The sequence below is a fragment of the Streptomyces sp. NPDC005775 genome, from assembly GCF_042871565.1.
GTDB lineage: Bacteria > Actinomycetota > Actinomycetes > Streptomycetales > Streptomycetaceae > Streptomyces.
Genome location: NZ_JBIAIU010000002.1, coordinates 70,581 through 96,836, shown reverse-complemented (window position 1 = coordinate 96,836; position 26,256 = coordinate 70,581). Strand labels below are relative to the sequence as shown.

21 protein-coding genes are annotated in these 26,256 nt (G+C 71.7%); 12 read left to right on the top strand and 9 right to left on the bottom strand.

Going from position 1 to position 26,256, the window contains the following annotated elements; genetic code table 11:
• The first annotated feature begins 43 nt into the window (after positions 1–43).
• The 3 genes from ACFYPA_RS04140 to ACFYPA_RS04130 all read left to right on the top strand — a co-directional run bounded on the left by ACFYPA_RS04140 (position 44) and on the right by ACFYPA_RS04130 (position 6,011).
• Positions 44–2,170, top strand: coding sequence for a discoidin domain-containing protein (locus ACFYPA_RS04140; RefSeq protein ID WP_359317944.1), 2,127 nt, complete (start codon positions 44–46; stop codon positions 2,168–2,170).
• Positions 2,171–2,308: 138 nt separating this feature from the next.
• Complete coding sequence (locus ACFYPA_RS04135; protein WP_359084654.1) at positions 2,309–3,400, top strand: DUF1996 domain-containing protein; 1,092 nt, start codon at positions 2,309–2,311, stop codon at positions 3,398–3,400.
• A gap of 166 nt (positions 3,401–3,566) precedes the next feature.
• The gene (locus tag ACFYPA_RS04130) at positions 3,567–6,011 is read left to right on the top strand and encodes a glycoside hydrolase family 3 C-terminal domain-containing protein (protein WP_359317825.1); all 2,445 of its coding nucleotides are present in this window, start codon (positions 3,567–3,569) and stop codon (positions 6,009–6,011) included.
• Between the two features lie 85 nt (positions 6,012–6,096).
• Here ACFYPA_RS04130 and ACFYPA_RS04125 read toward each other — a convergent pair whose 3' ends face one another.
• A complete protein-coding gene (locus ACFYPA_RS04125; RefSeq protein ID WP_359084652.1) occupies positions 6,097–7,407 on the bottom strand; it encodes an ROK family protein in 1,311 nt (436 codons plus the stop codon).
• A 188-nt stretch (positions 7,408–7,595) separates the two neighbouring features.
• Here ACFYPA_RS04125 and ACFYPA_RS04120 point away from each other — a divergent pair, with 188 nt between their 5' ends.
• The 4 genes from ACFYPA_RS04120 (at position 7,596) to ACFYPA_RS04105 (ending at position 12,259) form a co-directional block, all read left to right on the top strand.
• Positions 7,596–8,909: an extracellular solute-binding protein gene (locus ACFYPA_RS04120; RefSeq protein ID WP_359084651.1), complete on the top strand. Its 1,314-nt coding sequence runs from the start codon at positions 7,596–7,598 to the stop codon at positions 8,907–8,909.
• 11 nt (positions 8,910–8,920) lie between these two features.
• A complete protein-coding gene (locus ACFYPA_RS04115; protein WP_359084650.1) occupies positions 8,921–9,913 on the top strand; it encodes a sugar ABC transporter permease in 993 nt (330 codons plus the stop codon).
• Between the two features lie 37 nt (positions 9,914–9,950).
• A complete protein-coding gene (locus ACFYPA_RS04110) occupies positions 9,951–10,790 on the top strand; it encodes a carbohydrate ABC transporter permease (protein WP_359084705.1) in 840 nt (279 codons plus the stop codon).
• Positions 10,791–10,858: 68 nt separating this feature from the next.
• Complete coding sequence (locus ACFYPA_RS04105; protein WP_389129367.1) at positions 10,859–12,259, top strand: GH1 family beta-glucosidase; 1,401 nt, start codon at positions 10,859–10,861, stop codon at positions 12,257–12,259.
• 236 nt (positions 12,260–12,495) lie between these two features.
• On the opposite strand, the gene ACFYPA_RS04100 is transcribed toward ACFYPA_RS04105, so the two are convergent.
• Positions 12,496–12,849 (bottom strand): DUF6204 family protein, encoded by a 354-nt coding sequence (locus tag ACFYPA_RS04100; protein WP_359084648.1) that lies wholly within the window; start codon positions 12,847–12,849, stop codon positions 12,496–12,498.
• A 74-nt stretch (positions 12,850–12,923) separates the two neighbouring features.
• On the opposite strand from ACFYPA_RS04100, the gene ACFYPA_RS04095 reads away from it, so the two are divergent.
• A complete protein-coding gene (locus ACFYPA_RS04095; protein WP_359317831.1) occupies positions 12,924–13,820 on the top strand; it encodes an arginase family protein in 897 nt (298 codons plus the stop codon).
• Between the two features lie 96 nt (positions 13,821–13,916).
• Positions 13,917–15,893, top strand: a complete 1,977-nt coding sequence (locus ACFYPA_RS04090; protein ID WP_359317834.1) for a DUF5107 domain-containing protein — start codon at positions 13,917–13,919, stop codon at positions 15,891–15,893.
• A gap of 61 nt (positions 15,894–15,954) precedes the next feature.
• On the opposite strand, the gene ACFYPA_RS04085 is transcribed toward ACFYPA_RS04090, so the two are convergent.
• The 4 genes from ACFYPA_RS04085 to ACFYPA_RS04070 form a co-directional block, all read right to left on the bottom strand.
• Positions 15,955–16,356 carry a hypothetical protein gene (locus ACFYPA_RS04085; protein ID WP_359084645.1) on the bottom strand — a complete coding sequence of 134 codons (402 nt, stop codon included), beginning with the start codon at positions 16,354–16,356 and terminating at the stop codon, positions 15,955–15,957.
• Between the two features lie 62 nt (positions 16,357–16,418).
• The gene (locus ACFYPA_RS04080; RefSeq protein WP_359084644.1) at positions 16,419–16,772 is read right to left on the bottom strand and encodes a VOC family protein; all 354 of its coding nucleotides are present in this window, start codon (positions 16,770–16,772) and stop codon (positions 16,419–16,421) included.
• Between the two features lie 102 nt (positions 16,773–16,874).
• Positions 16,875–17,684 carry a class I SAM-dependent methyltransferase gene (locus ACFYPA_RS04075; protein ID WP_359317837.1) on the bottom strand — a complete coding sequence of 270 codons (810 nt, stop codon included), beginning with the start codon at positions 17,682–17,684 and terminating at the stop codon, positions 16,875–16,877.
• A 212-nt stretch (positions 17,685–17,896) separates the two neighbouring features.
• Positions 17,897–19,402 carry a phosphatase PAP2 family protein gene (locus ACFYPA_RS04070; RefSeq protein WP_359317840.1) on the bottom strand — a complete coding sequence of 502 codons (1,506 nt, stop codon included), beginning with the start codon at positions 19,400–19,402 and terminating at the stop codon, positions 17,897–17,899.
• A 250-nt stretch (positions 19,403–19,652) separates the two neighbouring features.
• Here ACFYPA_RS04070 and ACFYPA_RS04065 point away from each other — a divergent pair, with 250 nt between their 5' ends.
• Positions 19,653–20,426 carry an IclR family transcriptional regulator gene (locus ACFYPA_RS04065; protein WP_359084641.1) on the top strand — a complete coding sequence of 258 codons (774 nt, stop codon included), beginning with the start codon at positions 19,653–19,655 and terminating at the stop codon, positions 20,424–20,426.
• Positions 20,423–21,274, top strand: a complete 852-nt coding sequence (locus ACFYPA_RS04060; RefSeq protein ID WP_359317843.1) for an SMP-30/gluconolactonase/LRE family protein — start codon at positions 20,423–20,425, stop codon at positions 21,272–21,274. Before ACFYPA_RS04065 ends, ACFYPA_RS04060 begins: the two co-directional genes overlap by 4 nt.
• Before the next feature lie 54 nt (positions 21,275–21,328).
• On the opposite strand, the gene ACFYPA_RS04055 is transcribed toward ACFYPA_RS04060, so the two are convergent.
• From ACFYPA_RS04055 to ACFYPA_RS04045, 3 genes are all read right to left on the bottom strand, one after another.
• Positions 21,329–22,312 (bottom strand): hypothetical protein, encoded by a 984-nt coding sequence (locus tag ACFYPA_RS04055; protein WP_359084639.1) that lies wholly within the window; start codon positions 22,310–22,312, stop codon positions 21,329–21,331.
• Between the two features lie 173 nt (positions 22,313–22,485).
• Positions 22,486–23,535 carry an alcohol dehydrogenase catalytic domain-containing protein gene (locus tag ACFYPA_RS04050; RefSeq protein WP_359317846.1) on the bottom strand — a complete coding sequence of 350 codons (1,050 nt, stop codon included), beginning with the start codon at positions 23,533–23,535 and terminating at the stop codon, positions 22,486–22,488.
• Positions 23,532–24,686 carry a mandelate racemase/muconate lactonizing enzyme family protein gene (locus ACFYPA_RS04045; RefSeq protein ID WP_359317849.1) on the bottom strand — a complete coding sequence of 385 codons (1,155 nt, stop codon included), beginning with the start codon at positions 24,684–24,686 and terminating at the stop codon, positions 23,532–23,534. Before ACFYPA_RS04045 ends, ACFYPA_RS04050 begins: the two co-directional genes overlap by 4 nt.
• Positions 24,687–24,983: 297 nt before the next feature.
• Between ACFYPA_RS04045 and ACFYPA_RS04040 the strand changes: the two genes are divergently transcribed.
• Positions 24,984–26,234, top strand: a complete 1,251-nt coding sequence (locus ACFYPA_RS04040) for an aminotransferase class I/II-fold pyridoxal phosphate-dependent enzyme (protein WP_359084636.1) — start codon at positions 24,984–24,986, stop codon at positions 26,232–26,234.
• The last annotated feature ends 22 nt before the right edge of the window (positions 26,235–26,256 follow it).

The following is a 26,256-nucleotide window of genomic DNA, read 5'->3' as shown; positions in this document are numbered from 1 at the left end:
CAGACCACCGTCCGTACTCACCCCTTCCCGGCGTCGCACAGGGATGTCCCTCGCGGTACTCGGCACCCTGCTGGCGTCCTCGCTGACTGTGGGCCTGTCCTCGCAGGCGCAGGCGGCACAGACGCTCCTCTCCCAGGGCAAGCCGGCCACGGCCTCCTCGCAGGAAGGCGAGGCGTACGCCGCGGGAGCCGCCGTCGACGGCAATCTGAGCGGCACCCGCTGGTCGAGCGATCGCCGGGACGGCGAATGGCTCCAGGTCGACCTCGGGGCGAGCAAGGACCTGAGCCGTGTCGTCCTGACCTGGGAAGCCGCGTACGGCAAGAACTACGAGATCCAGGCATCCGACAACGGCACCGACTGGCACACCCTCAAGACCGTCACGGGCAGCGACGGCGGCACGGACGACATCGCCGTCTCCGGCTCGGGCCGGTACGTCCGCATGCAGGGCGTCACTCGCGCCAACGGCTACGGCTACTCCCTGTGGGAGTTCCAGGTCTACGGCAGTGACGGCACCGGCAACCCCGCCCCCGCCGGCGCGGTCAAGGTGACCGGCTCCCAGGGCAACTGGCAGCTGACCGTCGGAGGGCAGCCGTACACGGTCAAGGGCCTCACCTGGGGGCCGTCCGTCGCCGACGCGCCCAGATACCTGCCCGACATCAAGTCCATGGGCGCCAACACCATCCGCACCTGGGGCACCGACGGCTCCACGAAGCCGCTCCTCGACGCCGCGGCCGCCCAGGGGCTCAAGGTCATCAACGGCTTCTGGCTCCAGCCCGGCGGTGGCCCCGGCGCCGGAGGGTGCGTCAACTACGTCACCGACACGACGTACAAGAACGACATGCTCACCGAGTTCGCCAAGTGGGTCGACACCTACAAGAGCCACCCGGCCACCCTCATGTGGAACGTGGGCAACGAGTCCGTCCTCGGTCTGCAGAACTGCTACGGCGGCACCGAGCTGGAGGCCCAGCGCAACGCCTACACGTCGTTCGTCAACGACGTCGCCAAGAAGATCCACACCATCGACCCGGACCACCCCGTCACGTCGACCGACGCCTGGACCGGTGCCTGGCCGTACTACAAGCGCAACGCCCCCGACCTCGACCTGTACTCGATGAACTCCTACGGCAACCTCTGCAAGGTGCGCCAGGACTGGATCGACGGCGGCTACAACAAGCCCTACATCATCACCGAGGGCGGGCCCGCCGGAGAGTGGGAGGTGCCCGACGACGCCAACGGCATCCCGGACGAGCCCACCGACGTACAGAAGGCCGACGGGTACACCAAGGCCTGGGGCTGCATCACCGGCCACCAGGGCGTCGCGCTCGGCGCGACCCTCTTCCACTACGGGCTCGAACACGACTTCGGCGGCATCTGGTTCAACCTCGTGCCCGACGGGCTGAAGCGGCTGTCCTACTACGCCGTGAAGAAGGCGTACACCGGCTCCACCGCGGGGGACAACACCCCGCCCGTCATCACGAACATGGCCGTCACCCCGGCTTCCGCGGCCCCGGCGGGCCGTGAGTTCACGGTGCGCGCCGACATCCGCGACCCCGACGGCGACAAGGTCACGCCCAAGATCTTCCTCAGCGGGAACTACGCCAACGGCGACAAGCGGCTCGTCGAGGCCCAGTGGCGTTCCACCGGTGACGGCACGTTCGCCGTCACCGCGCCCGACAAGCTCGGCGTCTGGAAGGTCTACATCCAGGCCGAGGACGGACACGGCAACGCCGGCATCGAGACCAAGTCCGTCAAGGTCGTCGCGCCCCCCGTGGCCGGCACCAACATCGCCCTGAACCGGCCCACCACCGCCTCCTCCTACCAGGCCCAGTACGGCGACTGCCCCTGCGCACCGGGTCTGGCCACGGACGGCAACACCACGACCCGCTGGGCCAGCGACTGGAGTGATCCCCAGTGGATCCAGGTCGACCTCGGCGCGGCCAAGCCGATTCGCACGCTGCAGCTCGTCTGGGACCCCGCCTTCGCCAAGTCCTACGAGGTACAGGTCTCCGACGACGGCACCACCTGGCGCCCCGCCTACTCCACCACCACGGGCAACGGGGACATCGACACGATCGACCTCTCCGTCACCGCCCGGCACGTCCGTCTGCAGCTGACGGCACGCGGCACCGGGTGGGGCTATTCGCTTCACGAGTTCGGCATCTACAGCTGACGACGCCGCATCCCGTGAGGGGGTGGCGGGGCCCGCCGCAGGGCCCCGCCACCCCGGCACCACCGCACGGATCCACCTCACCACGCGCGTGTCGTCTCCGCGTACGCGCGAAACCACCCCATGGGCAGGAGATCCCCCATGAGATCGAGTCCGAAGCGACTCTCCCTACTCCTCGTCGGCACAGCCCTCGTCGCCAGTGTTCTCGGCATCGGCACCATGGCCTCGGCCACGGACCCGGCCGACGGCATCCCGCCCGCCGTCGCCGCGGCCGTCAACCACACCGGGCACCAGATGGCCGCGTCCACCCAGGCGTCGGGTGACGACGCCGACGGTGACGGCTACATTCCCGCCGTCCCGCCGGTCACCGGTGTCACCCCGTCCGGTGACACCCCGCCCCAGGCCTACTTCCACGAGTTCCAGGCCAACTGCGACGTCACGCACACCGCCCCGGACGACCCGATCGTCTACCCGGGCCAGTTCGGAAAGTCCCACGACCACACGTTCATGGGCAACCGTTCCACGAACGCGGCCAGCACCACCGGTTCGCTCTCCGGCGGGAGCACCACCTGCAAGGCGCCGGCGGACGCCTCCGCGTACTGGATGCCCTCGCTGTACAAGGGCGAGCAGAAGATCCTGCCGGTGGGCCCGCAGGTCATCTACTACAAGGCGGGAGTGACGGACTACCGGAGTGTCCGTCCCTTCCCCAAGGGACTGCGGTTCGTCGTCGGCAGCCCGATGCAGAGCGCCCAGGAGTTCCGCGCGCACAAGGGATTCGTCGAGGGCTGGGAATGCGGTGACAGCTTCTTCAACACCGACTTCCCGGCGAGCTGCCCGAGCCGGCCCGACGTCCAGCTCAACATGCGTATGCAGGCGCCCAGTTGCTGGGACGGCCTGCACCTGGACACGCCGGACCACAAGAGCCACATGTCGTATCCGGTCGTCAAGCCCGGCACCAACGACAACATGTGCCCGGCCTCCCACCCGGTCGCCCTGCCGATGATCGAGTTCAAGATGGCGTGGCCGGTCAACGGCGACATGAGCCAGGTCCGCCTGGCCAGCGGCCGGGGCTACTCCTTCCACTACGACTTCTTCAACGCGTGGGAGGAGCGCACCCTCAAGGCCATGGTCGACCACTGCATCGTGGGCGGTCTGCAGTGCGACCCGCGCGGCTACGACCAGAACCAGCCGCAGCGCGGCGCCGTACTGAACGCGGAGTACCGCCTGCCCTGACCCGGTCGGCCATCCCGCCACACGGCCCGGCCGCCTTGGGGGGGCGGCCGGGCCCTCGGCGCACCCACCCCTCACCCCTGGACCGCCGTCGGGCGGGCCGGGGAAAGCACCGGGGACGCACCGGGACTCTGCCCAGGAAGAACCTATGGAAGAAGCACGGGTAGCGATGCGTGACGACATGCTGGACCGGCTGATCGAGAAGCTGAACCTGACGCAGAAGGTGCGCCTGCTCACCGGCTTCACGACCTGGCGGACAGCCGGTGAGGAGACGATCGGGCTCAGGCCCATGGTCTTCTCCGACGGACCCGCGGGCGTGCGGGGCGAAGCATGGGACGAGCGGCGCACCTCCGCCCTGCTGCCCTCCGCCTCGGCCCTCGGCGCGTCCTGGGACGAACAGCTGCTGCGGGACCTCGGGGGGCTGCTCGCGTCCGAGGCCATCCGCAGGGACGTCGACGTCGTCCTCGCGCCCAACCTGAACATGCATCGCACACCACTGGGTGGCCGGCACTTCGAGTGCTACTCGGAGGACCCCGAACTGACCGCCCGTACCGGTGCCGCGCTGATCAGAGGCATTCAGGAGCAGGGGATCGCCGCCACGGCCAAGCACTTCGTCGCCAACGACTCCGAGACCGACCGGCTTCATGCCGACGTCCGGATGGACGACCGCACCCTGCGCGAGGTCTACCTCGCTCCCTTCGAAGCGGCCGTCCACGCCGGCGTATGGCTGGTCATGGCCGGCTACAACAGCGTCGCCGGCACCACGATGACGGCCCACCCCCTCCTGTCCGAACCGCTCAAGGGGGAGTGGGGCTTCGACGGGGTCGCCGTCTCGGACTGGGCCGCCGTCCGCACCACCGAGGGACCTGCCCGAGCCGCCCTCGACCTGGCCATGCCAGGACCGGGAAGCCCCTGGGCGCAGCATCTGGTCCAGGCCGTCGACGACGGTCTGGTCCCCGAATCGGCCATCGACGACAAGGTGCGCCGCCTGCTCCGGCTCGCGGATCGAGTCGGCGCGCTCCAAGGACCCCGCCGCCGTCCAGTGCTGCGAACCAACCCCACCCGGCAGTTGCTGCGCCGGGCGGTCGCGGCCGGAACGGTACTGGTGCGCAACGAGGGCGTCCTGCCTCTCGACCTCGGCGCCCTGCCGACGGTCGCGGTGATCGGCGAACACGCCGCGTCGCCGCGCGTCCAGGGAGGCGGCAGCGCCGGGGTGTTCCCCTTCGCGGTCGTCACGCCCCTCGACGGCATCCGCGCACACCTCCGCGGACGCGGTCGCGTGGTCTACGCGCCGGGCCCCTCACTCACCGTGCCGCCCCCGCCGCTGGACACCGACAGGTGCACGGACCCCCGGTCGAAGGAACCCGGTGTACTCCTGCGCTGCCTGGACGCCGAAGGACGAGAGCTGTCCGCCGAGCGCCGTCTGTCGGGCAGACAGCTCGAACCCGACCTGCCTCCCGGCGCGCACACCGTGGAGATCAGCACCCTGCTCCGGCCCAGGACCACCGGCATGTGGACCTTCGGCATCGGCGGCTTCGGCAGGATGACGCTCGGCGTGGACGGCAACCCGGTCCTCGACGACACCTACCCCTGCGAGACGGACGATCCGGCGATCGTGCACGTCGCCCCGCCCCTGCACACCGCCTGGACGCACCTGGTCAAGGACCGGACCGTCCACCTCGTAGCACGCCGCGAACTGGTCCCCGGTACCGGCCGGGCCACCGTCGTCGTCGCCGCACCGCCGGAGCGCGACCCGGCGGGCGCGCTGGCCGAGGCGGTGGAAACGGCCCGTGACGCGGACGCCGTGATCGTCGTCGTCGGCTCGACCGAACACAGCGAGACGGAAGGCTACGACCGCACGGACCTGTCCCTCGGCCACCAGCAGGACGACCTCGTACGCGCGGTAGCCGCCGCCAACCCCCGGACCGTCGCCGTCGTCAACAGCGGGGGCCCCGTCGAGCTCCCCTGGCGTGACGACGTGGGCGCCCTGCTGCTCACCTGGTTTCCCGGCCAGGAAGCCGGCGCCGGCCTGGCCGACGTCCTGTTCGGACGCAGCGAGCCGGGCGGCAGACTCCCCACGACCTGGGCGGCCTCCCTCGCCGACGCGCCCGTCACACACACCGGTCCCGTCGACGGCCGGCTCGACTACACCGAAGGTCTGCACATCGGCTACCGAGCCTGGCTCCGCGAAGAACGTCGGCCCGCCTACTGGTTCGGGCACGGCCTCGGATACACCACCTGGGAGTACGTGCGCGTGGACGCACCGGCGCACACCGAGGCCGGAGCCCCGTTCACCCTCCGGGTGACCTTGCGCAACACCGGGAAGCGCCCCGGGCGCGAGGTCGTCCAGGTGTACATGGCCCGTCCCGGATCGAGCGTGGAACGCCCCGCCCGGTGGCTGGCCGGTTACGCGTCGGTCCGCGCCGACCCGGAGCACGCGGTGACGGCCGAGGTGACCGTGGCCCCGCGGGCGCTGCGGCACTGGTCCTGCGAAGACGGGGCATGGCGCACCGAACCCGGGGAGTTCCGGCTCATGGTGGGACGCTCGGCGGGAGCCATGGAATGGCAGGCTCCCCTCCACGTGAGTGCCGTGGAGAAGCACGGGGCCGCATGACGGCCGCCGGCCCCTCGTCCCGCCCGTGCCGCTGAGTTGGCCCGTCAGCTCCGGCACCGGAGGGGAGGGGCCTGCCGGGACGCGCTCAATGCGCGGCCCGTTGCCGGAGCGTGCTCTTCCACGCCGGCACCGGCTCTGTGACCTCCGCCGCCGCCCGGCGGCCTCCACGGGCGAAGAAGTCGGCGAGCGGGAGGATGGCCGCACCGACCGTCACGGCGTCCGGCCCAAGAGTGCCGAGCTCGATCCGTACATGGGCGGCCGGGTAGGTGAGGGCGTAGGACGTGGCGTACGTCTTGACACTGTCGAGGAACCGGGCCCCGAGCTGGAGGCCGGCCCAGCCGCCGACGAGGATCCGCTCGGGCTGGAAGAGATTGATCAGATCGGCGAATCCGGCGCCCAGGTACTCGGCGGTCTCCTCCAGGACGGCGAGCGCGGTCGCGTCGGCCTCCGCCTCCGGGTCGGGTGGGTAGGCGGCGGCGAGAACCGCGGTCAGCGCGGATTCCTCGTCCGCGCCGGCCGGCGGACAGCCGCCCGCTTCGCGCCAGCGCTCCAGCAGCGCTTCCGCTCCCGCGTACGCTTCCAGGCAGCCCAAAGCGCCGCAACGGCAGCGGCGTCCCCGGACCCGGACTGTCAGATGGCCCCACTCGATGGCCCGTCCGGAACGCAGGTCGTCGCTGACGACGCACGCCCCGACACCGGAGCCGAAGAGCACGACGACGGCACTGCTCGCTCCGCGTCCGGCGCCGAACCACATCTCCGCCTGGCCGAGCGTCTTGGCCCCGTTGTCGATGAAGAACGGCACCGAGGGGGGCAGCGCCACCGACTCACGCAACAGCCGTTCCAGCGGTACGGCGTCCCAGCCGATCGTCTGCCCGTGGACCATCGCGCCGTCCTGCGGTGTCCTGGCCACGATGCCCGGGACACCCACGCCCACGCCGAGCAGCTGCCCGGCGTCGATGCCCGCCTGCCGGAGGACCTTCGCGATGCCGTCACGGACGTGGGCGATCACGACGGTGACGTCGTAGCGGTCCTCCCTGCGCGGTCCGTTCGTGGCGAGCGGCTTCTCCGTGCGCGCCAGCTCGGTGAGGGCCAGGTCGAAGAGCTCGATCCGCACCCGGGTCTCGCCGATGTCGACGCCGATCATGTAGCCGCTCTCCTGGCGGATGCGCAGAAGCGTGCGGGGCCGGCCGCCGGCGGAGTCCACGCTGCCGGCCTCCTCCACCAGGCCCTCGGCCGCGAGGTCCGCCACCACGTTGCTGACGGAACCCGAGCTCAGACTCGTGACCGGGCCGAGTGCCAAGCGGCTCAGAGGGCCGTCGAAATACAACCGTTGCAATATGGCGCTGCGGTTCTCCCACCGCAGGTCACGCACCGTACGACCGCTGCGCACACTCACCGGACACCCTCTTTCCTAGGCCTCGTGTGCAACATACCGCCGCGACGCCTCTTGACGCGACCTTCTCCCGGGGTTTAACTCACACCATAAATTAAGCCAAGAGGCTAGTGGGGATCGACCGCGGGGCATCGCGCCCACCCTCCTTGGCTTCCGACTCCTTCCGACTCCCTGAAAGGGACTCCAGGATCATGCGCAGAATCAGAGTCGCAGCCGCCGGCGCTGTCACCCTCTCCCTCGTCCTCACTGCGGCCGCCTGCGGCGGTTCCACGAGCGGAGCCGGATCCAACGAGAACCCCAAGACGCTGACGTACTGGGCTTCCAACCAGGGCGCCAGCATCGAGGTCGACAAGAAGGTCCTGCAGCCCGAACTCGACAAGTTCGAGAAGGAGACCGGGATCAAGGTGAAGCTGGAGGTCGTGCCCTGGGCCGACCTGCTCAACCGGATCCTCACCGCCACCACCTCCGGCCAGGGTCCCGACGTCCTCAACATCGGCAACACCTGGAGCGCCTCCCTCCAGTCCAGCGGCGCCCTGCTGCCCTTCGACGCGAAGAACTTCGACTCCGTCGGCGGCAAGAGCCGCTTCGTCGACTCCGCGCTGGGTTCCACCGGCGTCCAGGGGCAGGACCCGGCCGCCGTCCCGCTGTACTCGATGGCCTACGCCCTCTACTACAACAAGAAGATGTTCCAGGACGCCGGCATAGCCAAGCCGCCGACGACCTGGGACGAGGTCGCCGCCGCCGGCAAGAAGCTCAGCAAGGACGGCAAGTGGGGCATCGGAGTCGAGGGCTCCAACCTGTCCAACAACATCCACCAGGTCTTCGTCCTCGGTAAGCAGCACGGCGCCGACTTCTTCACCGCCGACGGCAAGGCCGACTTCACCTCCGACGGAGCCGTGGCCGCCGTCAAGCAGTACATCGATCTGATGGCCACCCAGAAGATCGTCGCTCCCGGCAACGCCGAGTACGCCCAGAACCAGTCCCTGAGCGACTTCGCCAAGGACAAGACCGGCATGGTCCTGTGGCAGACCGCCTCCGCCACGTTCAAGAGCCAGGGCATGAACGAGGACGAGTGGGGAGTGGTCCCCGCCCCTGTTCCCTCGGGCACGCCCGGATCGGGTGCGCAGACCAACTCCATGGTCGCCGGCATCAACATGGCCGTCTTCAAGAACACCAAGAACCTCGACGGTTCCCTGAAGTTCGTGAAGTTCATGACCAGCGACAAGGAGCAGGTCCTCCTCAACAAGACCTACGGTTCCATCCCGGCGGTCAAGACCGCCCAGCAGGACCCCGCCTTCAACAGCCCCTCCCTGAAGGTCCTGCGCGACACTCTCGCCACCAGCGCGACCGCCCTGCCGCAGGTCCCCGAGGAATCGCAGTTCGAGACGGTCGTCGGCACCGCGGTCAAGGAGCTGTTCGCCGACGCCGCGGCCGGCAAGCCGGTCACCAACGAGTCCGTCAAGGCCGAGCTCGACAAGGCCCAGCAGCAGATGCCGAAGAAGTAGGCACCCGCACCATGACCCATACCGTCGTCACTCCCCCGAAGGGGCCGGCGGTGCGCAAGGCCGCACCCGGAGAGGCGCCCGCACCGCGCCGCTCCGGGCGTCGCCGCATCGCACTGCCCTACCTGCTGCTCCTGCCCGCCCTGCTCCTCGAACTCCTCGTCCACCTCATCCCGATGCTCATGGGCATCACCATGAGCTTCCGCGAGCTCACGCAGTTCTACATCAGCAACTGGTCCGGGTCCCCCTGGTCAGGGTTCGACAACTTCTCCGTCGCGATCGACTTCGACGCCCCCGTCGGGCAGGCGCTCCTGAAGTCCTTCGTGACGACGTGCGAGTTCACCCTGCTGTCCGTCGGCCTGTGCTGGCTCCTCGGCACGGCCGCCGCGATATTCCTCCAGGAGCACTTCCGCGGCCGGGGCATCCTGCGCACCCTCTTCCTCGTCCCGTACGCCCTGCCCGTGTACGCCGCGGTCATCACCTGGGCCTTCATGTTCCAGCGTGACAACGGCATGATCAACCACGTCCTCCACGACCAGCTCGGCGTGGGCGACAGCCCCGCCTTCTGGCTCCTCGGGGACAACAGCTTCTGGGCCCTGCTCGTGGTGTCCGTGTGGAAGGGCTGGCCCTTCGCCTTCCTCACCGTCATGGCGGCCCTGCAGAACATCCCCCGGGACATGTACGAGGCGGCCGCGCTCGACGGGGCCGGCATGTGGAAGCAGATCCGGCACATCACCCTGCCGTCGCTCCGCTCCATCAACCAGGTCCTGGTGCTCGTCCTGTTCCTCTGGACGTTCAACGACTTCAACACGCCGTTCGTGCTCTTCGGCAAGGCGGCGCCCGAGGCCGCGGACCTCATCTCGCTCCACATCTACCAGTCGTCCTTCCGGACGTGGAACTTCGGCACCGGCTCGGCCATGTCCGTGCTCCTGCTGCTCTTCCTCCTCGTCGTCACGGGCGTCTACCTGCTGCTCACCAGCCGGGGAAAGAAGGCCACCGATGCCTGAGGCCACCCACGCGCGCACGCGACGGCCGCGCTCCCCGATGGCCGCCCCCCGCTCCTTCCTGTGGACCCGGCGGATCTTCCTCACCCTGCTCACCACCTTCGTGGTGCTGCCCGTGTACGTGATGGTGTCCAGCTCGGTGAAGCCGCTGGAGGACGTCTCGGGGAAGTTCGAATGGATCCCGTCCCACTTCACCCTGAGTCCGTACGCGGACATCTGGGAGACGGTCCCGCTCGCCCACTACTTCATGAACTCGATCGTCGTCGCGGGCGCCGCCACCGTCTTCTCGGTGGCCATCGCGATCTTCGCCGCGTACGCGGTCAGCCGCTACGACTTCCGCGGCAAGCGGGCCTTCACGGTCACCGTCCTGTCGACGCAGATGTTCCCCGGCATCCTCTTCCTGCTGCCGCTCTTCCTCATCTACGTCAACATCGGCAACGCCACCGGTATCGCGCTCTTCGGTTCCCGTGAGGGCCTGATCCTCACCTATCTGACCTTCTCGCTGCCCTTCGCCATCTGGATGCTCACCGGGTACTTCGACTCCATCCCGCGCGAGCTGGACGAGGCGGCGAAGGTCGACGGCTGCGGCCCGGTCGGTGCGCTGTTCCGCGTCATCATCCCGGCCGCCCGGCCCGGCATCATAGCCGTCGGGATCTACGCCTTCATGACCGCCTGGGGCGAGGTCCTCTTCGCCTCGGTCATGACGAACGACGAGACCCGCACGCTCTCCGTGGGACTCCAGGGCTACGCCACGCTCAACGACGTGTACTGGAACCAGGTGATGGCCGCCTCCCTGGTGGTGAGCGTCCCCGTCGTCGTCGGGTTCCTCCTGCTCCAGCGCTACCTCGTCGCCGGCCTCACGGCGGGCGCGGTCAAGTGACACCCGGCGCGGCCGCCCCGCCCCCGGCCCTGCCGATCATCTCCACACCGAACACGAAGAGGCTCCCTGTGCCCGTCCCCCCTCCCGAACCCCTCGGCTCCGCCACGCTCGACCTGGCGGCCTTCCCGCCCTCCTTCGCCTGGGGCACAGCGACGGCCGCCTACCAGGTCGAGGGGGCCGTCGCCGAGGACGGCCGGGCCCCGTCCATCTGGGACACCTTCTCCCACGTCCCCGGCGCCATCGACAACGGCGACAACGGCGACACGGCCTGCGACCACTACCACCGCTGGCCCGAGGACATCGCCCTGATGAAGGAGCTCGGCACCGACACCTACCGGATGTCGGTCGCCTGGCCACGGATCGTCCCCGGCGGTGACGGACCCGTCAACGCCGCCGGACTCGACTTCTACGACCGGCTCGTCGACGGCCTCCTCGACGCCGGCATCACGCCGTCCGTCACGCTCTACCACTGGGACCTGCCGCAGGCCCTCCAGGACCGGGTCCAGGACAGCCGCGGTGGCTGGACCGAGCGGGCCACCGCCGAACACCTCGCCGCCTACGCCTCCGTCGTCGCGGAGCGCCTCGGTGACCGGGTCACCCAGTGGGCCACGCTGAACGAACCGCTCTGCTCCGGCTGGATCGGCCACCTGGAAGGACGGATGGCCCCCGGCCTCACGGACCTCACCGCCGCCGTGCGCGCCTCGTACCACCTCTTGCTCGGTCACGGCCTCGCCACGCAGGCCATTCGTGCCGCCGCCCCCGCCGCCCAGGTCGGCCTGGTCACCAACCACTCCACCGTCGAGCCCGCCTCCGGCCGCTCCGAGGACATCGCCGCCGCCGCCCGCATGGACGGGCACACCAACCGCTGGTGGCTGGACCCGGTCTACGGGCGCGGCTTCCCCGCCGACATGCGTGAGTTCTACGGCGTCGAACTCCCCGAACGGCTCGGGGACCTGGACGTCATCGCCGCCCCCCTCGACTGGCACGGCCTCAACTACTACTTCCCGGTCACCGTCGCCGACGACCCGGAGGGGCCCGTCCCGCACGCCCGCGAGGTCCGCCTCCCCGAGGTGCCCCGCACCGGCATGGACTGGCAGATCGACGCCGGCGGCCTGGAGGCCCTCCTGTTGCGGCTCACCGAGGACTACGGCGTACGGAAGCTGTACGTCACCGAGAACGGCTCCGCCTTCCCCGACGCCACCGGCCCCGACGGCTCCGTCCACGACCCCGACCGCACCCGCTATCTGGAGCAGCACCTCGCCGCCTGTGCGAGCGCCGTCCGCAAGGGCGCCCCGCTCGCCGGCTACTACGCCTGGTCGCTTCTCGACAACTTCGAGTGGGCCTACGGCTACGACAAGCGCTTCGGCCTCGTCCACGTCGACTACACCACGCAGAAACGGACCGTGAAGACCAGCGGCCGACGGTACGCGGACATCATCCGTGCCCACCGGCAGGCGGCCACCGACTGAGGGACCGCGAGCAACGCGATCCGGCGTACTGCGGCGGTTCTCCGTAACCGTCCGCCCGGCCGGGCTCCGAAACGAAAGCCCGACCGAGCCGGTCGGGCTTTCGCCATGGGAACAGGACCACGAACACGCCGAGCCGCCGCAGTCACTTCCGGCGCCACCGGCTCTCCGGCGGGTGGCCGCGGTGGCGGTGGCGCGGTCGGCGGATCACTTCGGCCGACCGGCGCGCCGGTCCGGCGTCACCCCCCGCCCGGCCCCCGCCGCCCCTTCGCATTGATCTTCATGGTGTCCATGTCCGTCGCGGTCGAACGCAGTTCGCCGTGCCCGTAGCCGGCCTTGCGCAATGCCGTCTCCGCGCGGTCCTCGGCGATGGCGCCGGCCATCTCCTCACCGTCCGCGGCGTCCGACACGACCACGTAGCGGAAGCTGAAATGCTTGAGCACCCGGTCGTAGGTCAGCGATCCCTCCTCGCTGAACTGCATCCCCGCGAGGCCGTGCTGCTCCACCTCGGCAAGCAGGCGCTCGCGGGCCTCGTCCGTCAGCCCCTTCCACGTACCGCGCACGATCACTCGGTAGGTGTGCTGCGTGCCCATCGTGTCCCGCCGTTCTTCTGTCGCATTCCGCAAACCGATTGATGAGCAAGAGTACGGCCCGCAGGATGAAGCGCATGCGAAATATCGTCGTGCTCGACGCCCCCTCCAACCTGGGACTCCGTCCCCCGGCCCCCGGCACCGTACCGGGCTGCTACAAGCTCGCAGGCGCTCTGCGGGAACAGCGGATCATGCAGCGGCTCGGCGCGTCCGAAGGCGGGGTCGTCGTGCCGCCCCGCTACGACCGCGGTGCGTGGCAGGAGGGCGACGGGGTCTTCAACGCCGCCGCCATCGCCCGCTACACCCGTACCCTCGCCGATCGTGTCGAGCGCCATGTGCGCGCCGGTGACTTCCCCCTCGTCCTGGGCGGCGACTGCTCCATCCAGCTCGGTGCCTCGCTCGCCCTGCGCCGGATCGGACGGTACGGCCTGGTGTCGGTCGACGGGTCCGCCGACTTCCGCCACGAGGGCAACGGCGGCGGTGTCGGTGCCGCGGCCGGTGAGGAGCTGGCCATCGCCACCGGCCGGGGGCAGGACGATCTCGCAGGTCTGGAGGGGCTGCGGCCCTACCTCAGGGACGAGGACGTGCGCGTCCTCGGCATCCGCGACTACGACGAGGACCGCACCGAGCTCGCCGAGTTGAGGATTCCGGTGGCGACCGTGGGGGAGATCCGGGAGCGGGGCGCCGCAGAGCTGGCGGACGGGATCGTCCAGAGCCTGGAGAGCCCGGTGCTCGACGGCTTCTGGGTGCACCTGGACGCCGATGTGCTCGACCCGTCGGTCATGCCGGCCGTCGACAGCCCCGACGACGGCGGACTGCTCCCCGGTGAACTGGGCCCGCTGCTGCGGACACTGGTCCGCTCGCCCCGGTGCGTCGGCCTCAACGTCACGGTGTACGACCCCGATCTCGACCCGGACGGCACGGCGGGCGCCCTGCTCACCGACCTGGTGGTCGCGGCTTTTGCCGAAGTCTGACGGCCGATCCCCTGGTCCGGGCGGCGTCCAGCGTGTTCCATGGTCATCGGGGGGCGCCCGGACCTGCGGCGGCCCGCGCGAGGGAGCGAGGTTGCCTTGGCCACCACCGTACGACGCACCGTACTGACCATGCCCGCGGCGGCGACGGGAGCGGAGAATCCGCTGCCCGCCCTGCGGCCCCTCGACGAGATGCATGTCATCGAGGACCGGGACCGGGCGGAGCTGCCCCGCGACATGGCCCGTCAGCTCGGTCACGAACCCCTCGCCACCGTACTTCCGGTACGCGTCCTCGACGGCTACGGACGCGAGCGCACGGCCACGGACCTCGACGCGATCGTCATCGAGAACGACCGCCTCAGGGCCACCGTGCTCCCCGGACTCGGCGGGCGCGTCCACTCCCTCTTCCATAAGCCGACCGGCCGCGACCTCGTCTACACCAACCCCGTGCTGCAGCCCGCCGACTTCGCGCTCAACGGCGCCTGGTTCTCCGGCGGCATCGAGTGGAACATCGGCGCCACGGGTCACACCACCCTGTCCTGCGCCCCGGTGCACGCCGCTCGTGTCCCGGCGCCCGACGGCGGCGAGATGGTCCGCCTCTGGGAATGGGAACGGCTGCGAGACCTGCCGTTCCAGGTCGACCTGTGGCTGCCGGAGGACTCCGACTTCCTCCATGTCGGTGTACGGATACGCAACCCGCACGAACACCCCGCACCCGTCTACTGGTGGTCCAACATCGCCGTCCCGGAGGGCGAAGGCACCCGGGTCCTCGCGCCCGCCGACGAGGCCTGGCACTTCGGATACGAGCGGACGCTGACCCGGGTGCCGATGCCCGAGACCGGGGGCGTCGACCGCACCTACCCGCTGCGCGGCGACTTCCCGGCCGACTACTTCTACGAGGTGCCCGACGGCGCCCGCCGGTGGATCGCCTCCCTGGACGAGCAGGGCCACGGACTCGTCCAGACCTCCACCGACCTGCTGCGCGGCCGCAAGCTCTTCCTGTGGGGCAGCGGGCCCGGCGGCCGTCGCTGGCAGGAGTGGCTCACCGAGCCCGGCACGGTCGGCTACGCCGAGATCCAGGCCGGGCTCGCCCGCACCCAGCTGGAGCACGTGCCGCTGGAGCCCGGAGGCGAGTTCAGCTGGCTGGAGTCGTACGGACCGCTGGCCGCCGACCCCGCCACCGTGCACGGTGGGGACTGGGCCGCGGCCCGTGCCGAGACCGAGCAGCGGCTCGCCGAGGCGTTGCCGCGCGCCGACGTGGACGCCGCGTACGCCGCATGGCGCCGCTGCGCCGACACCGAGCCGGGCGAGATCCTCGCCACCGGATCGGGATGGGGCGCCCTCGAAGTGCGGCGTGCGGGGTACAAGCTGCCCGGCACGCCGTTCGCGGAGTCCACGCTCGGCGAGCAGCAGGCACCCTGGCTCGAACTGCTGGAACAGGGCGCCTTCCCCGAGCCGCGCCACGTCGCGCCGCCCGGCCCCACCCTCGTCTCCCCGCACTGGCGCGACATGCTGGAGACGGCCTCCGCCGGACCGGTCACCGAATACCACCTCGGCGTCGCCCAATGGCACACCGACGACCGTGCGCAGGCGGTCCGCAGCTGGGAGCGCGGACTGGCCCTCGCCACGTCCCGCTGGCCACTGCTGCGCTGCCTGGCCGTCGCCGCCCAGGAGAGCGGCCAGCGGGACCGGGCGGCCGACCACTACACGGAGGCGTTCGACGACCTGTGCGCGAAGCGCGACGACGGCGAGGCCTGGACGGCGGCCACGGCGGCCCTCGGCCGGGAGGCGATCGAGGCGCTGCTGACGGCGGGCCGCCCCGCCGGTGCCCGCGCCGTCTGGGCGGGCCTGCTCCCGGATGTCCGCTCCCGGGGACGCTTCCGTCTCCTGGAGGCGCTACTCCTGCTCGCGGAGGGGGACAGGGCAGCCGCCCGCGCCCTGTTCGACGAGGGCTTCGAGGTCGCCGATCTGCGCGAAGGCGCGGAGATCCTGGACGAGGTGTGGGCCGAACTCACCGAACGCACCGGTGAGCCGCTGCCGGACGCCTACAACTTCCGCATGCGGCCGCGGGGTTGACGACTCCGGTCATGGGGGGCGGTACGCGTCGCGACGGCGATGCGTGCCGTGTCCGCGGGTTTCAGATGCGGTCGATCTCCGCCTGGATCGCCTCGCCCGTGAGAGGGGCGACCGTCGCGTCCTGCCGTACCTCCGGAGGAAGGTGCTGCCGCTCGTCCTCGTGCGCCAGCAGCACGCGGCCGTCCTGCGGCAGGACGAAGGCCCCGAGCTCACCGGCGAGCCGCGCGAGGACGTCCAGCACGGCCCCCTTCGCGAAATGCGTCACCATCACGCCGGTCAGCCCGTCAGGTCCCGAGGCGTCGGCGTAGACGTCCGCCTCGCCGCCGTCCTCCGCGGTCAGCAGGGCGAAGCCGTCGGTCAGGCCGGCCGCCGTGTACGGCGCGATCACCTGCTGGAGCCGTTCGGCGTCCAGCGGGACGGCCCGGCCGTCCACGAACCGCATCAACCACAGGCTGTAACTCACCGGCTCATTCCTCCATCACCCTGAATCCCGGTGCTGCCCGCTGCCCGCTGCGGCCCCGGGGGTCAGACGGCCCGGTTGCGGTCGACGTACTCGAAGACCGAGCCGTCCGGGTGGACCGCGATCAGGTTACGGCCGACCGGGGTGGGCACCGGGCCCGCGATGACACGGGCGCCCACCCGGGTCAGGGAGGCGTGGGCCTCGTCGACGTCCTTCACCGCGATCGTCGCGGTCACCCTGCGCAGGATCTCCAGCTCGGACTCGGGGCCGCTCATCAGCAGGAAGCAGCTGATGGCGGCCACGGACACCCCGCCGCGTTCGAAGCGCAGCGCCGGACTGGCCGTGAGGTCCTCGTAGAAGGCCACCGCGGCCTCCAGGTCGTCGACGCAGATACGCAGCGTGGTTCCCAGGATTTCCATGCCGAACAGGGTAGTTGGCCGGTCAGCGGTGTGCGATCGATTCGGCGGAGGGGGGCGGGGCGGCCCGGGGCCGGCGGTGTCGGCCGGTACCCGGGCGGTGGATCAGGCCCGGCAGAGGATTTCGCCGTGCGGGACCATGAACCAGCCGTCACCCTGTTCGCCCCAGGTGCGCCAGGCGTCGGCGATCGCGGTGAGCTCCTCGGGAGTGGCGTGTCCGCCGTCCACCGTCAGCTCCGCGTAGACGGAGCCGACGGTACGGTCCGCCCACAGACCGCTCCACCAGTCCCGGCTCTCCGGGGTGGCGAAGCACCAGGAGGCGGCCGTTGGGGTGATGTCGGTGAAGCCGGCCTCGCGCGCCCAGGAGAGCAACCGGCGTCCGGCGTCCGGCTCGCCGCCGTTGGCCCGCGCCACTTGGCGGTACAGCCGCAGCCAGGCGTCCATGCCGGGCGCCTCGGGGAACCAGCTCATCGCCGCGTAGTCGCTGTCGCGGGCCGCGACGATTCCACCGGGGCGGCAGACCCGTCGCATCTCGCGCAGCGCCTGCACCGGGTCGCCGACGTGCTGGAGAACCTGGTGGGCGTGGACCACGTCGAACGAGTCGTCGGGGAATTCCAGGGCGTGCACGTCCGCCACGGCGAACTCGACGTTGTCCAGGCCGCGTTCCGACGCGGCGGCGGCCGCCTGATCCAGGATCTCCCGGGTGGTGTCGACGGCCGTCACCCGGCCCGGGGCGACCAGGGAGGCCAGGTCCGCAGTGATGGTGCCCGGCCCGCATCCGACGTCCAGCACGCTCATTCCGGAGCGGAGTTCGCCGACGAGGTAGGCCGCGGAATTGGCGGCGGTACGCCAGCGGTGCGAACGCAGTACCGACTCGTGGTGGCCGTGGGTGTAGACGGCGGTCTCCTTCGGCATGACCGTGCATCCTCTCTCGAACGCGAACCGCTGTACGCGGGCCGCAAAACGCTGATCGGTACGGTCACCGTATGCCCTCACGCCGAATGATGAGATGGATATCTCGCGATGTGGACGGTGCGGGGTGGTGGGGCGGTGGGGTGCGGACACGCGAAAGGGGCGGCCGACTCGTCGTCGGCCGCCCCTTCGTCACTCCTGCTTCCGGCTTGTTCCTACGCGGGCCTCGGGCAGTAGACGGTCAGCGCCTCCGTCAGCTTGTCGATCATCAGGTCGCCCTGGCTGTGCGCCACTTCGCCGTCGTACGCGTACGGGGTGCCGGGCTTCAGCCCGGAGATGCGGATGCGCCGGCGCCGCTCCGCCGCATGGATGGGGGAGCGGGTCAGCGGGCCGGCCACCGCGGCCGCCAGCAGCCTCAGGGCGGGGGTCCGGCCCCCGTGCACGACGCGTACGTCCAGCAGTCCGTCCGCGAGGTTGTGCCGCCGCCCGGGCGCCGGGCCGACCCGCTGGAACAACCCGTTGCCGACGAACAGCAGCCACAACGGCCGCCTGCGGCCCCCCAGTTCGGCTTCCAGGGGGCGCTGCCCCCGCAGCGCTTCCAGGGCCGCGAGGACACCGGCGGGCCAGCCGCCGATCCTCGGGGACCAGCGTTCGCGGGTGCGCACCAGCTCGGGATAGACGCCCAGGCTGAAGGCGTTGAGGAAGTAGCCGTGGGCGCCGCCGGGGCCCTCCGGCCCGGGCCGGAAACGGCCCAGGTCCACCCGGACCGCGCTTCCGGCCCTGAGTGCGGAGCAGACGTCCGCCACCGTCTCTATGCCCAGGTCGTACGCGAAGTGGTTCAGTGTCCCGCCGGGGAACACGGCGAGCGGCAGGCCGTGCACGGCGGCCACCGCCGCGGCCTGGTTGACCGTGCCGTCACCCCCGCACACGCCGAGTGCCCGGCCGCGGCCGGCCGCCTTCTCCAGTTCGGCGGCGAGGTGCGCCGGGGGGCACTCCACCACTTCCGCGTTCGGCAGCGCGTCCCGGACCAGTGCTGCGGTGGCCGTCGCCGTCCCCGACTCCTGGTTGACGACAACGACCAGGTCCTGGCCGTCCGGAAGGACGGGCGCGTCGGCGGGCGGGCGGCCCGGCGCGGGCAACTGCCCCCGGGTCGGAACGAGGCCGCGCAGGGCGAACGCCGCCCCCACGCCGAGCGCGGCACCGGCCAGCACGTCGCTCGGGTAGTGCACGCCGGTGTAGACGCGGGAGGCGGCCACCGACAGGGCGACGGGCGCGACGACCGCCCCCCAGCCCTTCGATTCGAGCGCCACCCCGGTGGCGAACGCGGCGGCCGAAGCGGCGTGCCCCGACGGGAAGGAGGTGGTGACCGGCTGGCGCTTCAGCTGCCGGATCACCGGCACGGCGTCCAGTATCGGCCGCTCGCGGCGGACCGCACTCTTGCCGACCGTGTTGATCGCGGCCGAGGCCACCGCCAGCGACGCGATCCCGCGCAGAGCGGCCCGCCGGGCGCGTGCACTGCCGCCGAAGGCGGCGATGCCCGCCGCGGCACCGACCCACAGCAGCCCGTGATTGGCGCTGCGGCTGAGGCGCGGCAGTACGGGTGCGGCGGCCGGCCAGTGCCGCTGGGCCAGGTTCTGGAAGACGGCCAGGTCGCTCCGGTGCAGAACGCCCCGCAGGCCCGCGGATCTCGGCGGAGGTGAAGGGAAGCTCGGTGAAGACATGGAACAGCGAATACCCTGCTCGCCCCCGCCGAACCGGCAGGCGCGCCCGAATCGTGCGCGCGGCCGGCGTCGTGGCAGTGAGGTCCGCCCGTCATTTACTCCCGTAAGGGGACGAACGGCACCCTCCTTCCCGTGTGCCAGGTGCCGCACATCACCCCGTCATTGCCCCGGCGAGCGCGCCACGCTTAGCCTGTGTTCGTGATGCCGGTCACTGGCCGGAATGCCGAACACGAGAGGGTGGTGCACGACCATGGGGCGACTCGTCCCCGCGGTGACCCGGGCGCTGGACGTACTCGAACTCTTCCTCCACGGCGACGGGACGCTCTCCGCCCCGGAGGTGACCCGCAAGCTGCAGCTCCCGCGCACCACCGTCCATGAGCTGCTGACGACGCTCGCCGCGCGTTCGTACCTGGTCACGATCCCCGACCAGCCCGGCCGCTACCGCCTCGGTGTCCGCACCTACCAGCTCGGCAGCCGGTACGCCGAACAGCTCGACCTCGCCGCCGAGGGCCAGCAGGTGGCCCGGCAGGTCGCGGAGACCTGCGGCGAGACCGTCCACGTGGCGATCCTGGAGGGGACCGACGTCATCTACATCGCCAAGGTGGACTCCACCCACGCGGTCCGGATGGTGTCCGCCGCCGGCCGCAAGCTGCCCGCCCACTGCACGTCGGTCGGCAAAATGCTGCTTGCGGCCCTTCCCGCCCGGGAGCTCGATGCCCGCCTCGACGGGCTCGAACTGACCGGGATGACGCCCGACAGCATCACCGACGAAGGGGAGCTGCGGGCGGCCCTCGCCTCCGTACGGGAACGGGGCATCGCCGTGGAGCACCGGGAGTCCAACCCGGATGTGAGCTGCGTCGCCGCGCCCGTACGGGACAGGTCCGGCCGGGTCGTCGCCGCGCTCTCCGTCTCCGTCCCCATGATCCGCTGGAGCGAGGAGCGCGAGGCGGAACTGGCCGCGCTCGCCGCCGAGGGCGCCGACGCGCTCTCCGGCCGCCTGGGACACCACCGGAGGGAGCTGTGAGCCGCCCGCACCTCGACGTCGCGGTACGGGAGCACGCCGCACTCGGTGAGGGCCCGACCTGGGACCCGGTCGCCGGGCGGCTGATCTGGGTCGACATCCTCTCCGCCCGGATCCACACCTACGACCCCGCCGACGGCCGGCGGACCGTCATGGCCACCGAACAGCACGTCGGCGCGGCCAAGCCCCGGACCGCCGGCGGCCTCGTCGTCAATCTGCGCGACGGCATCGGGCTCTACGACGCGGACGGGGCGTTCCGCTGGCTCGTCCACGACGCCGAGCCGGGACGCCGCGGCAACGACGCGGCGGTGGCGCCGGACGGAGCGCTCTGGGCGGGCACGATGCGCTACGACGAATCGGAGGTCGGCGGCAGCCTCACCCGTGTCACCCCCGACGGCACGGCCACCCAGGTGCTGCCGCTGGTGGCCTGCAGCAACGGCACCGGATGGAGCCCCGACGGCCGGCTGATGTACTACATCGACACGCCGACCCGCCGGATCGACGTCTTCGACGTGGACGGTGCGCAGGTCAGCGGCCGCCGCCCGTTCGCGACCGTGGAGGAGGGCGCCGGCTTCCCCGACGGCCTGACGGTCGACGCCGAGGGGGCCGTCTGGGTCGCCCTGTGGGACGGTGCCGCGCTGCGCCGCTACACGCCCGACGGCAGGCTGGACCGTGTCGTCGGACTGCCGGTGCGACGCCCCACGGCCTGCGCCTTCGGCGGCCGCGACCTGCGCGACCTCTACATCTCCACCGCCCGCACGGGACTTGACGCACCGCACCCGCTCTCTGGGTCGCTGCTCGTGCTGCCGGACGCAGGCCGGGGCATGCCCGGTACGGCCTTCGCGGGCTGAGCGGCGCCGGGGCCGGCTGGGCGGGTTCGGTTCGCGGACCCGCCCAGCCGTGGTTCACCTCGCCGGGAAGCGCCGCAGGGTGCCCGGCAGCCGGGAGCCCAGCGGTGACATGTTCCCGTCGGCGCCGTGCCGCGCCAGCAGATCCAGGACCAGCCGGCCGCGCCGGACCCGCTCGCGCGCCGTGTCCAGGGCGACATCGCGCAGATGGGCCCCGAACGGATAGATGCCCGGCGCCCTGGACAGGCCGAACTTGAGGTAGAGCGGGGCGCCGCGCCGGATCAGCTCGGCCGCCTCGTACATCCGCACATAGCCGCCGAGGTCGTCCGGGGCCTCGATGTACAGGTCCATCGGAGCGGCCGACGCCCGCCGGATCTCGGTGAAGTGGGCGAGCGTCAGGTCCGACGGGATGTTGACGGAGTCCGCGCCGAGCTGCTCGTACACGGCGAACGAGGCGGGGTTCACCGGGCCGACCAGGGCCGACACCTTGAACGTCGTGTCGGCGGGCAGCACCCCCTGCTCGCGGAGCCGGTGCAGGGTCCAGAGCACTCCCTCGTCCGCCACCAGCAGGCACTTCACCCCCAGCGCGGAGGCCCGCAGCGCGTCCTCGACGCATCCGGCCAGCGCGTCATGGCCGCGGGCGCGCAGCCCGGCCCCGCCGGAGTCGGTACGGAACGAGGCCCCGGTGTCCCAACTGCCGCGCGGACCGGTGAACAGGCAGAGCTCGATGCCGCGTTCGGCGCAGCCCTCGACCATGTCGGTGATCTCGGTGTCGCTGAGCATCCAGACGCCGCTGCCCTGGCTGACCCGGTGGACGGGGACGTCGAGCCGCGCGCTCTCCTTCAGCACGACGGACAGCGCCTCGGGCCCCTCCACGGACGGGATCTCGGTCCGCCAGGTGCCGCCGTCGGGAAAGGTGTGCGGCGACGCGTCGGCCGGGTCCGGGGCGGGGGCGCCGAGCCCGAGGGTGCTGAGTGCGGGCTCGCCCGGGCGCCGGACGCCGGTACGGGATCCGGACGGAGCAGGGGATACGGAGGTCATGAGCGACCTTTCGTGTTCGGTGGGTCGGACGAGGTTCGGGTGAAGGGGCGTCGGGCGGGAGGCGGGGCGTCCGGCCGACCCGCGCGGGGAGTCGGACGCGGGCCCCGAGCCCGGCATGATCCGAAGGAGGGTGAGGGGATTTGCCGGACTCCCGCTTGGGCCTTTCGTATGGATCAGGCTGGATCAGGGAGGCCCTGGGGGCGCAGCAGCACCTTGCCCGTCCCCCAGGCGCCGCCCCCGACCAGCGCCACGGCCTCCGCGAAGCGCTCCAGCGGGAACTCGTGCGTGATCAGCGCCGCCGGATCGAGCAGTCCCGCGGTGAACGCCCGCACCGCGTACGACCAGGAGGCGGAGGACGCCCCGAACACGCTGCGCACCGTGAGCTGGCTCAGCGACAGGTGCACCGGGTCGATGCCGACGGCCCCCGGCGCGAACATCCCCGTGAGCACGACCCGGCCGCCGCGCCGCGCGAGCAGGCAGGCGTCGGCCGCGGTGGTAGCGGCCCCGGCCGTCTCCACCACCAGGTCGTAGCGGCCGTGCGTCTGTGCGGCCTCCTTGGGCGCCAGGGCCTCGCTCGCCCCGAAGCGCAGTGCCTGGCGCGCGCGTTCGTCCCTCGGGTCGATCACCGTCAGCTCCCGCGGGGACACCGCCGCGAGCAGCTGCACCGCGAGCATCCCGAGCGTTCCCGCGCCCACGACCGCGATCCGCTCGCCCGGCTCCGGCGACCCGGCCCGCACGGCGGCGGCGACCACGGCCGCGGGCTCCAGGAGCGCGGCGGCGCGCAGGTCCGCGTCGTCGGCCAGCGGGTGCAACAGCCGTGCGGGCACCACGACATGGTCGGCGAACGCCCCGGGCCGGGTGAAGCCCGTCTCGTCGTAGCCCGAGGTGCACAGCGAGGTCTCCGCGCTGCGGCACCGCTCGCAGCTCCCGCAGGAACGGAACCCCTCGGCGACCGTCCGCCGGCCGAGCAGGGCGGGATCGACGCCCGCACCGACCGCCTCGACGGTCCCGGACCACTCGTGTCCGGGCACCACCGGGTAGTGCACGTATCCCGGGTCGCGGTGGCCGTCGTACACCTCCCGGTCGCTCATGCAGATCCCGGCGGCGGCCACCCGCACGCGGACCTCGCCCGGGCCGGGCTCCACGACCGGTCCGTGCGTCAGCCGGTGCTCGCCGGGCCGGTCGATGGTGATCGCCCGCGAGAGGGCGGGTCCTTCGCTCACTTGGGCTGCCTCTTCTCCCAGCCGTCGGCCCACAGGTCGAACCTGGCCTGCTGCTGCGGGAATTCGGCGGCCGCGTCCACGTCGAGCTCCACACCGAGACCGGGGGCGTCGGAGAGCTCGAAGCAGCCGGTCTCCGGGTCGACCTGCGGGGCGCCGCGTACGACCTTCTTGATGTCGGCGTCCGCGAAGTCGTTGAAGTGCTCAAGGATCTTGAAGTTGGGTGTGCAGCCCGCGACCTGCAGGCTGGCCGCCGTCAGCACCGAGCCGCCGACGTTGTGCGGGGCGATCAGCGTGTAGTGGGTCTCCGCCGTCGCGGCGAGCTTCCGGGTCTCCAGGATGCCGCCGATGTGCCCGACGTCCGGCTGGATGATGTCGACGGCCTGCGACTCGAAGAGCTCGCGGAACTCGATGCGGTCGTGGATGCGCTCGCCCGTCGCGATCGGCATGTCGACCTTGCCCGCCACCTTGGCGAGCGCCTTGAGGTTCTCCGGCGGCACCGGCTCCTCCAGCCAGGCCGGCCGGAACGGGGCCATCTCGTGGGCGATCCGCACCGCGGTCGAGGGGCTGAAGCGGCCGTGCATCTCCAGCATCAGCTCGGTGTCCGGGCCGATGGCGTCCCGGACCGCCTCGATGAGCGACACCGAGTACCGGGTCTCCTCCTGGCCGAGCTCGAAGTGGCCGGTCCCGAACGGGTCGATCTTCAGTGCCCGGTAGCCGCGCGCGACGACTGCCGACGCGGCCTTGTGGTAGGCCTCCGGGGTCCGCTCGGTGGTGTACCAGCCGTTGGCGTACGCCTTGACGCGGTCGGTGACCTTGCCGCCGAGCAGCTGCCACACCGGGACGCCGAGCGCCTTGCCCTTGATGTCCCAGCAGGCCATCTCGACGACCGCGATGCCGGACATGACGATCTCGCCGGCCCGCCCGTAGTCGCCGTACTTCATCCGGCGTACCAGGTCCTCGACGGCGAACGGGTCCGAGCCGGAGATGTGATTGGCCTCCGCCTCGCGCAGATAGCCGATGAGCGCGTCGGTGCGGCCGAGCATCCGGGTCTCGCCCACACCGGTGAGGCCCTCGTCGGTGTGGACCTGCACATAGGTGAGGTTGCGCCAGGGTGTTCCGACCACATGTGTGCTGATTCCGGTGATACGCACGGGAGTTGCCCCTCGACTTGTTCGATATTTCGTCACTCGTTCGAAATCCTGGCGTGACCGTAATGACGCGGCGGGGCGAGTGTCAATGGGGCCGTCGTGGTGCGGTGCGGTTCCCGCGCCCGCCGGGCGCCCCCGGCGGGGCTGTGCCAGGTCCCGTCCGGGAACTCCGGACAGGAGCCGGGGGCGCCCGGACGGCTTCCCGGTAGCGCAGGCGCCCCACTCCATTAGCTCGTATAAAGGGGCTGACACGGCCCGGGCGACGGCCGGGATGACCGAGCAGCGGCGAAGGAGGCCCGGATGGGCCGGGAGCGGACCGGACGTCAGGGGAGCGGCGCGCCCGGGATCCGGGAGGACCGCGGGCCCGTGCGGTACGGACCGCCCGCACCGGATCCCGGGCTGCCGGTCCTGCCCGAACTGGCCGAGGTCCTGGCCGCCGCCGCGGCCGGCGGACAGCCCGAACCGGCCGGCGGCTCGGCGCCCCTGCGCGACGCCGCCCGCGCCTACTGGGACCGGCGCGGACTGCACGGCGGCTCCGAGCACATCGCCGCCGCGCCCGGCACCTCCCCGCTGCTCCTCGCCCTGATCGCCGCGCACGGCGGCGACGTACTGGTGCCGCGCCCCTGCCCCGCCTCCTGGATCCCGCAGGCCCGGCTGCTGGGCAGGCCCGCCTACCAGGTCCCGACCCCCGCCGAATGCGGCGGCGTGCCCGACCCGTACGCACTCCTGGAGACCGTGCGCCGGGTGCGCGCCGAGGGCGGGCGGCCGCGGCTGCTGCTGATCTCGGTGGTGGACGACCCGACCGCCACGGTCGCCCCGCCGGAGCTGGTGCGCGAGGCGTGCGAGGCGGCCGTCGCCGAGGGGCTGCACATCGTCAGCGACGAGACGTGGCGCGACACCCTGCACCGGCCGCACGACACGGTGCTGCTCAGCCCGGCCGAGATGTGCCCGGACGACGTGACGGTCGTCTGTGACCTGGCGGGCGCGCTGACCCCGTCGGCGTGGCCGGTCGCCGTCGCCCGGTTCCCGGACACCGACCGGTCGGCGGTGCGCCACGCCCGTACGCTCGACATCCTCACCGCGCTCGGCGCCCTCGTCGCGGGCCCGGTCGCGGCGGCGGCCGCCCACGCGCTGCGCGAACCGGACGCCGTCACCGAACGGGTCCGCCGGGCCGCGGCCCTCCAGGCCCGGGTCACCGCGGAGGCCCACCGGGCGGTCCTCTCCGCCGGCGCGCTGGCCAGGCCCCCGCAGGCGGGCCGCCACCTCTACGCGGACCTCGGCCCGCTCCGCTCCAGGCTCGCGGCACGCGGCGTCACGGACTCGCTGGAGCTGGAGGAGTACCTGACGGACCGGCTGGGCGCCCCGGCCCCCGGGGGCCACCGCTTCGGCGACGAACTGGGCGCGCTGCGGGTGCGGCTGGGCACCGGATCGCTGATCGGTTCGACCCCGCGGGAGCAGAAGGAGTCGCTCACCGCCGCGGAACCTCTCGAATTGCCGCATGTCGCGGCAGCGCTGAGCATGTTCCGGGCAGCCCTCGACGAACTCCGCTGACGCGCTGCGCCGACGCTCTGTG

Excerpts from the sequence above, each read along its gene's own strand:
- ACFYPA_RS04040 (WP_359084636.1), top strand. The coding sequence starts at position 24,984 with ATGGGCCGGGAGCGGACCGGACGTCAGGGGAGCGGCGCGCCCGGGATC.
- ACFYPA_RS04080 (WP_359084644.1), bottom strand. The coding sequence starts at position 16,772 with ATGGAAATCCTGGGAACCACGCTGCGTATCTGCGTCGACGACCTGGAG.
- ACFYPA_RS04055 (WP_359084639.1), bottom strand. The coding sequence starts at position 22,312 with ATGACCTCCGTATCCCCTGCTCCGTCCGGATCCCGTACCGGCGTCCGG.
- ACFYPA_RS04075 (WP_359317837.1), bottom strand. The coding sequence starts at position 17,684 with ATGCCGAAGGAGACCGCCGTCTACACCCACGGCCACCACGAGTCGGTA.
- ACFYPA_RS04110 (WP_359084705.1), top strand. The coding sequence starts at position 9,951 with ATGGCCGCCCCCCGCTCCTTCCTGTGGACCCGGCGGATCTTCCTCACC.
- ACFYPA_RS04120 (WP_359084651.1), top strand. The coding sequence starts at position 7,596 with ATGCGCAGAATCAGAGTCGCAGCCGCCGGCGCTGTCACCCTCTCCCTC.
- ACFYPA_RS04100 (WP_359084648.1), bottom strand. The coding sequence starts at position 12,849 with ATGGGCACGCAGCACACCTACCGAGTGATCGTGCGCGGTACGTGGAAG.
- ACFYPA_RS04095 (WP_359317831.1), top strand. The coding sequence starts at position 12,924 with ATGCGAAATATCGTCGTGCTCGACGCCCCCTCCAACCTGGGACTCCGT.
- ACFYPA_RS04140 (WP_359317944.1), top strand. The coding sequence starts at position 44 with ATGTCCCTCGCGGTACTCGGCACCCTGCTGGCGTCCTCGCTGACTGTG.
- ACFYPA_RS04135 (WP_359084654.1), top strand. The coding sequence starts at position 2,309 with ATGAGATCGAGTCCGAAGCGACTCTCCCTACTCCTCGTCGGCACAGCC.
- ACFYPA_RS04130 (WP_359317825.1), top strand. The coding sequence starts at position 3,567 with ATGCGTGACGACATGCTGGACCGGCTGATCGAGAAGCTGAACCTGACG.
- ACFYPA_RS04065 (WP_359084641.1), top strand. The coding sequence starts at position 19,653 with ATGGGGCGACTCGTCCCCGCGGTGACCCGGGCGCTGGACGTACTCGAA.
- ACFYPA_RS04115 (WP_359084650.1), top strand. The coding sequence starts at position 8,921 with ATGACCCATACCGTCGTCACTCCCCCGAAGGGGCCGGCGGTGCGCAAG.
- ACFYPA_RS04070 (WP_359317840.1), bottom strand. The coding sequence starts at position 19,402 with ATGTCTTCACCGAGCTTCCCTTCACCTCCGCCGAGATCCGCGGGCCTG.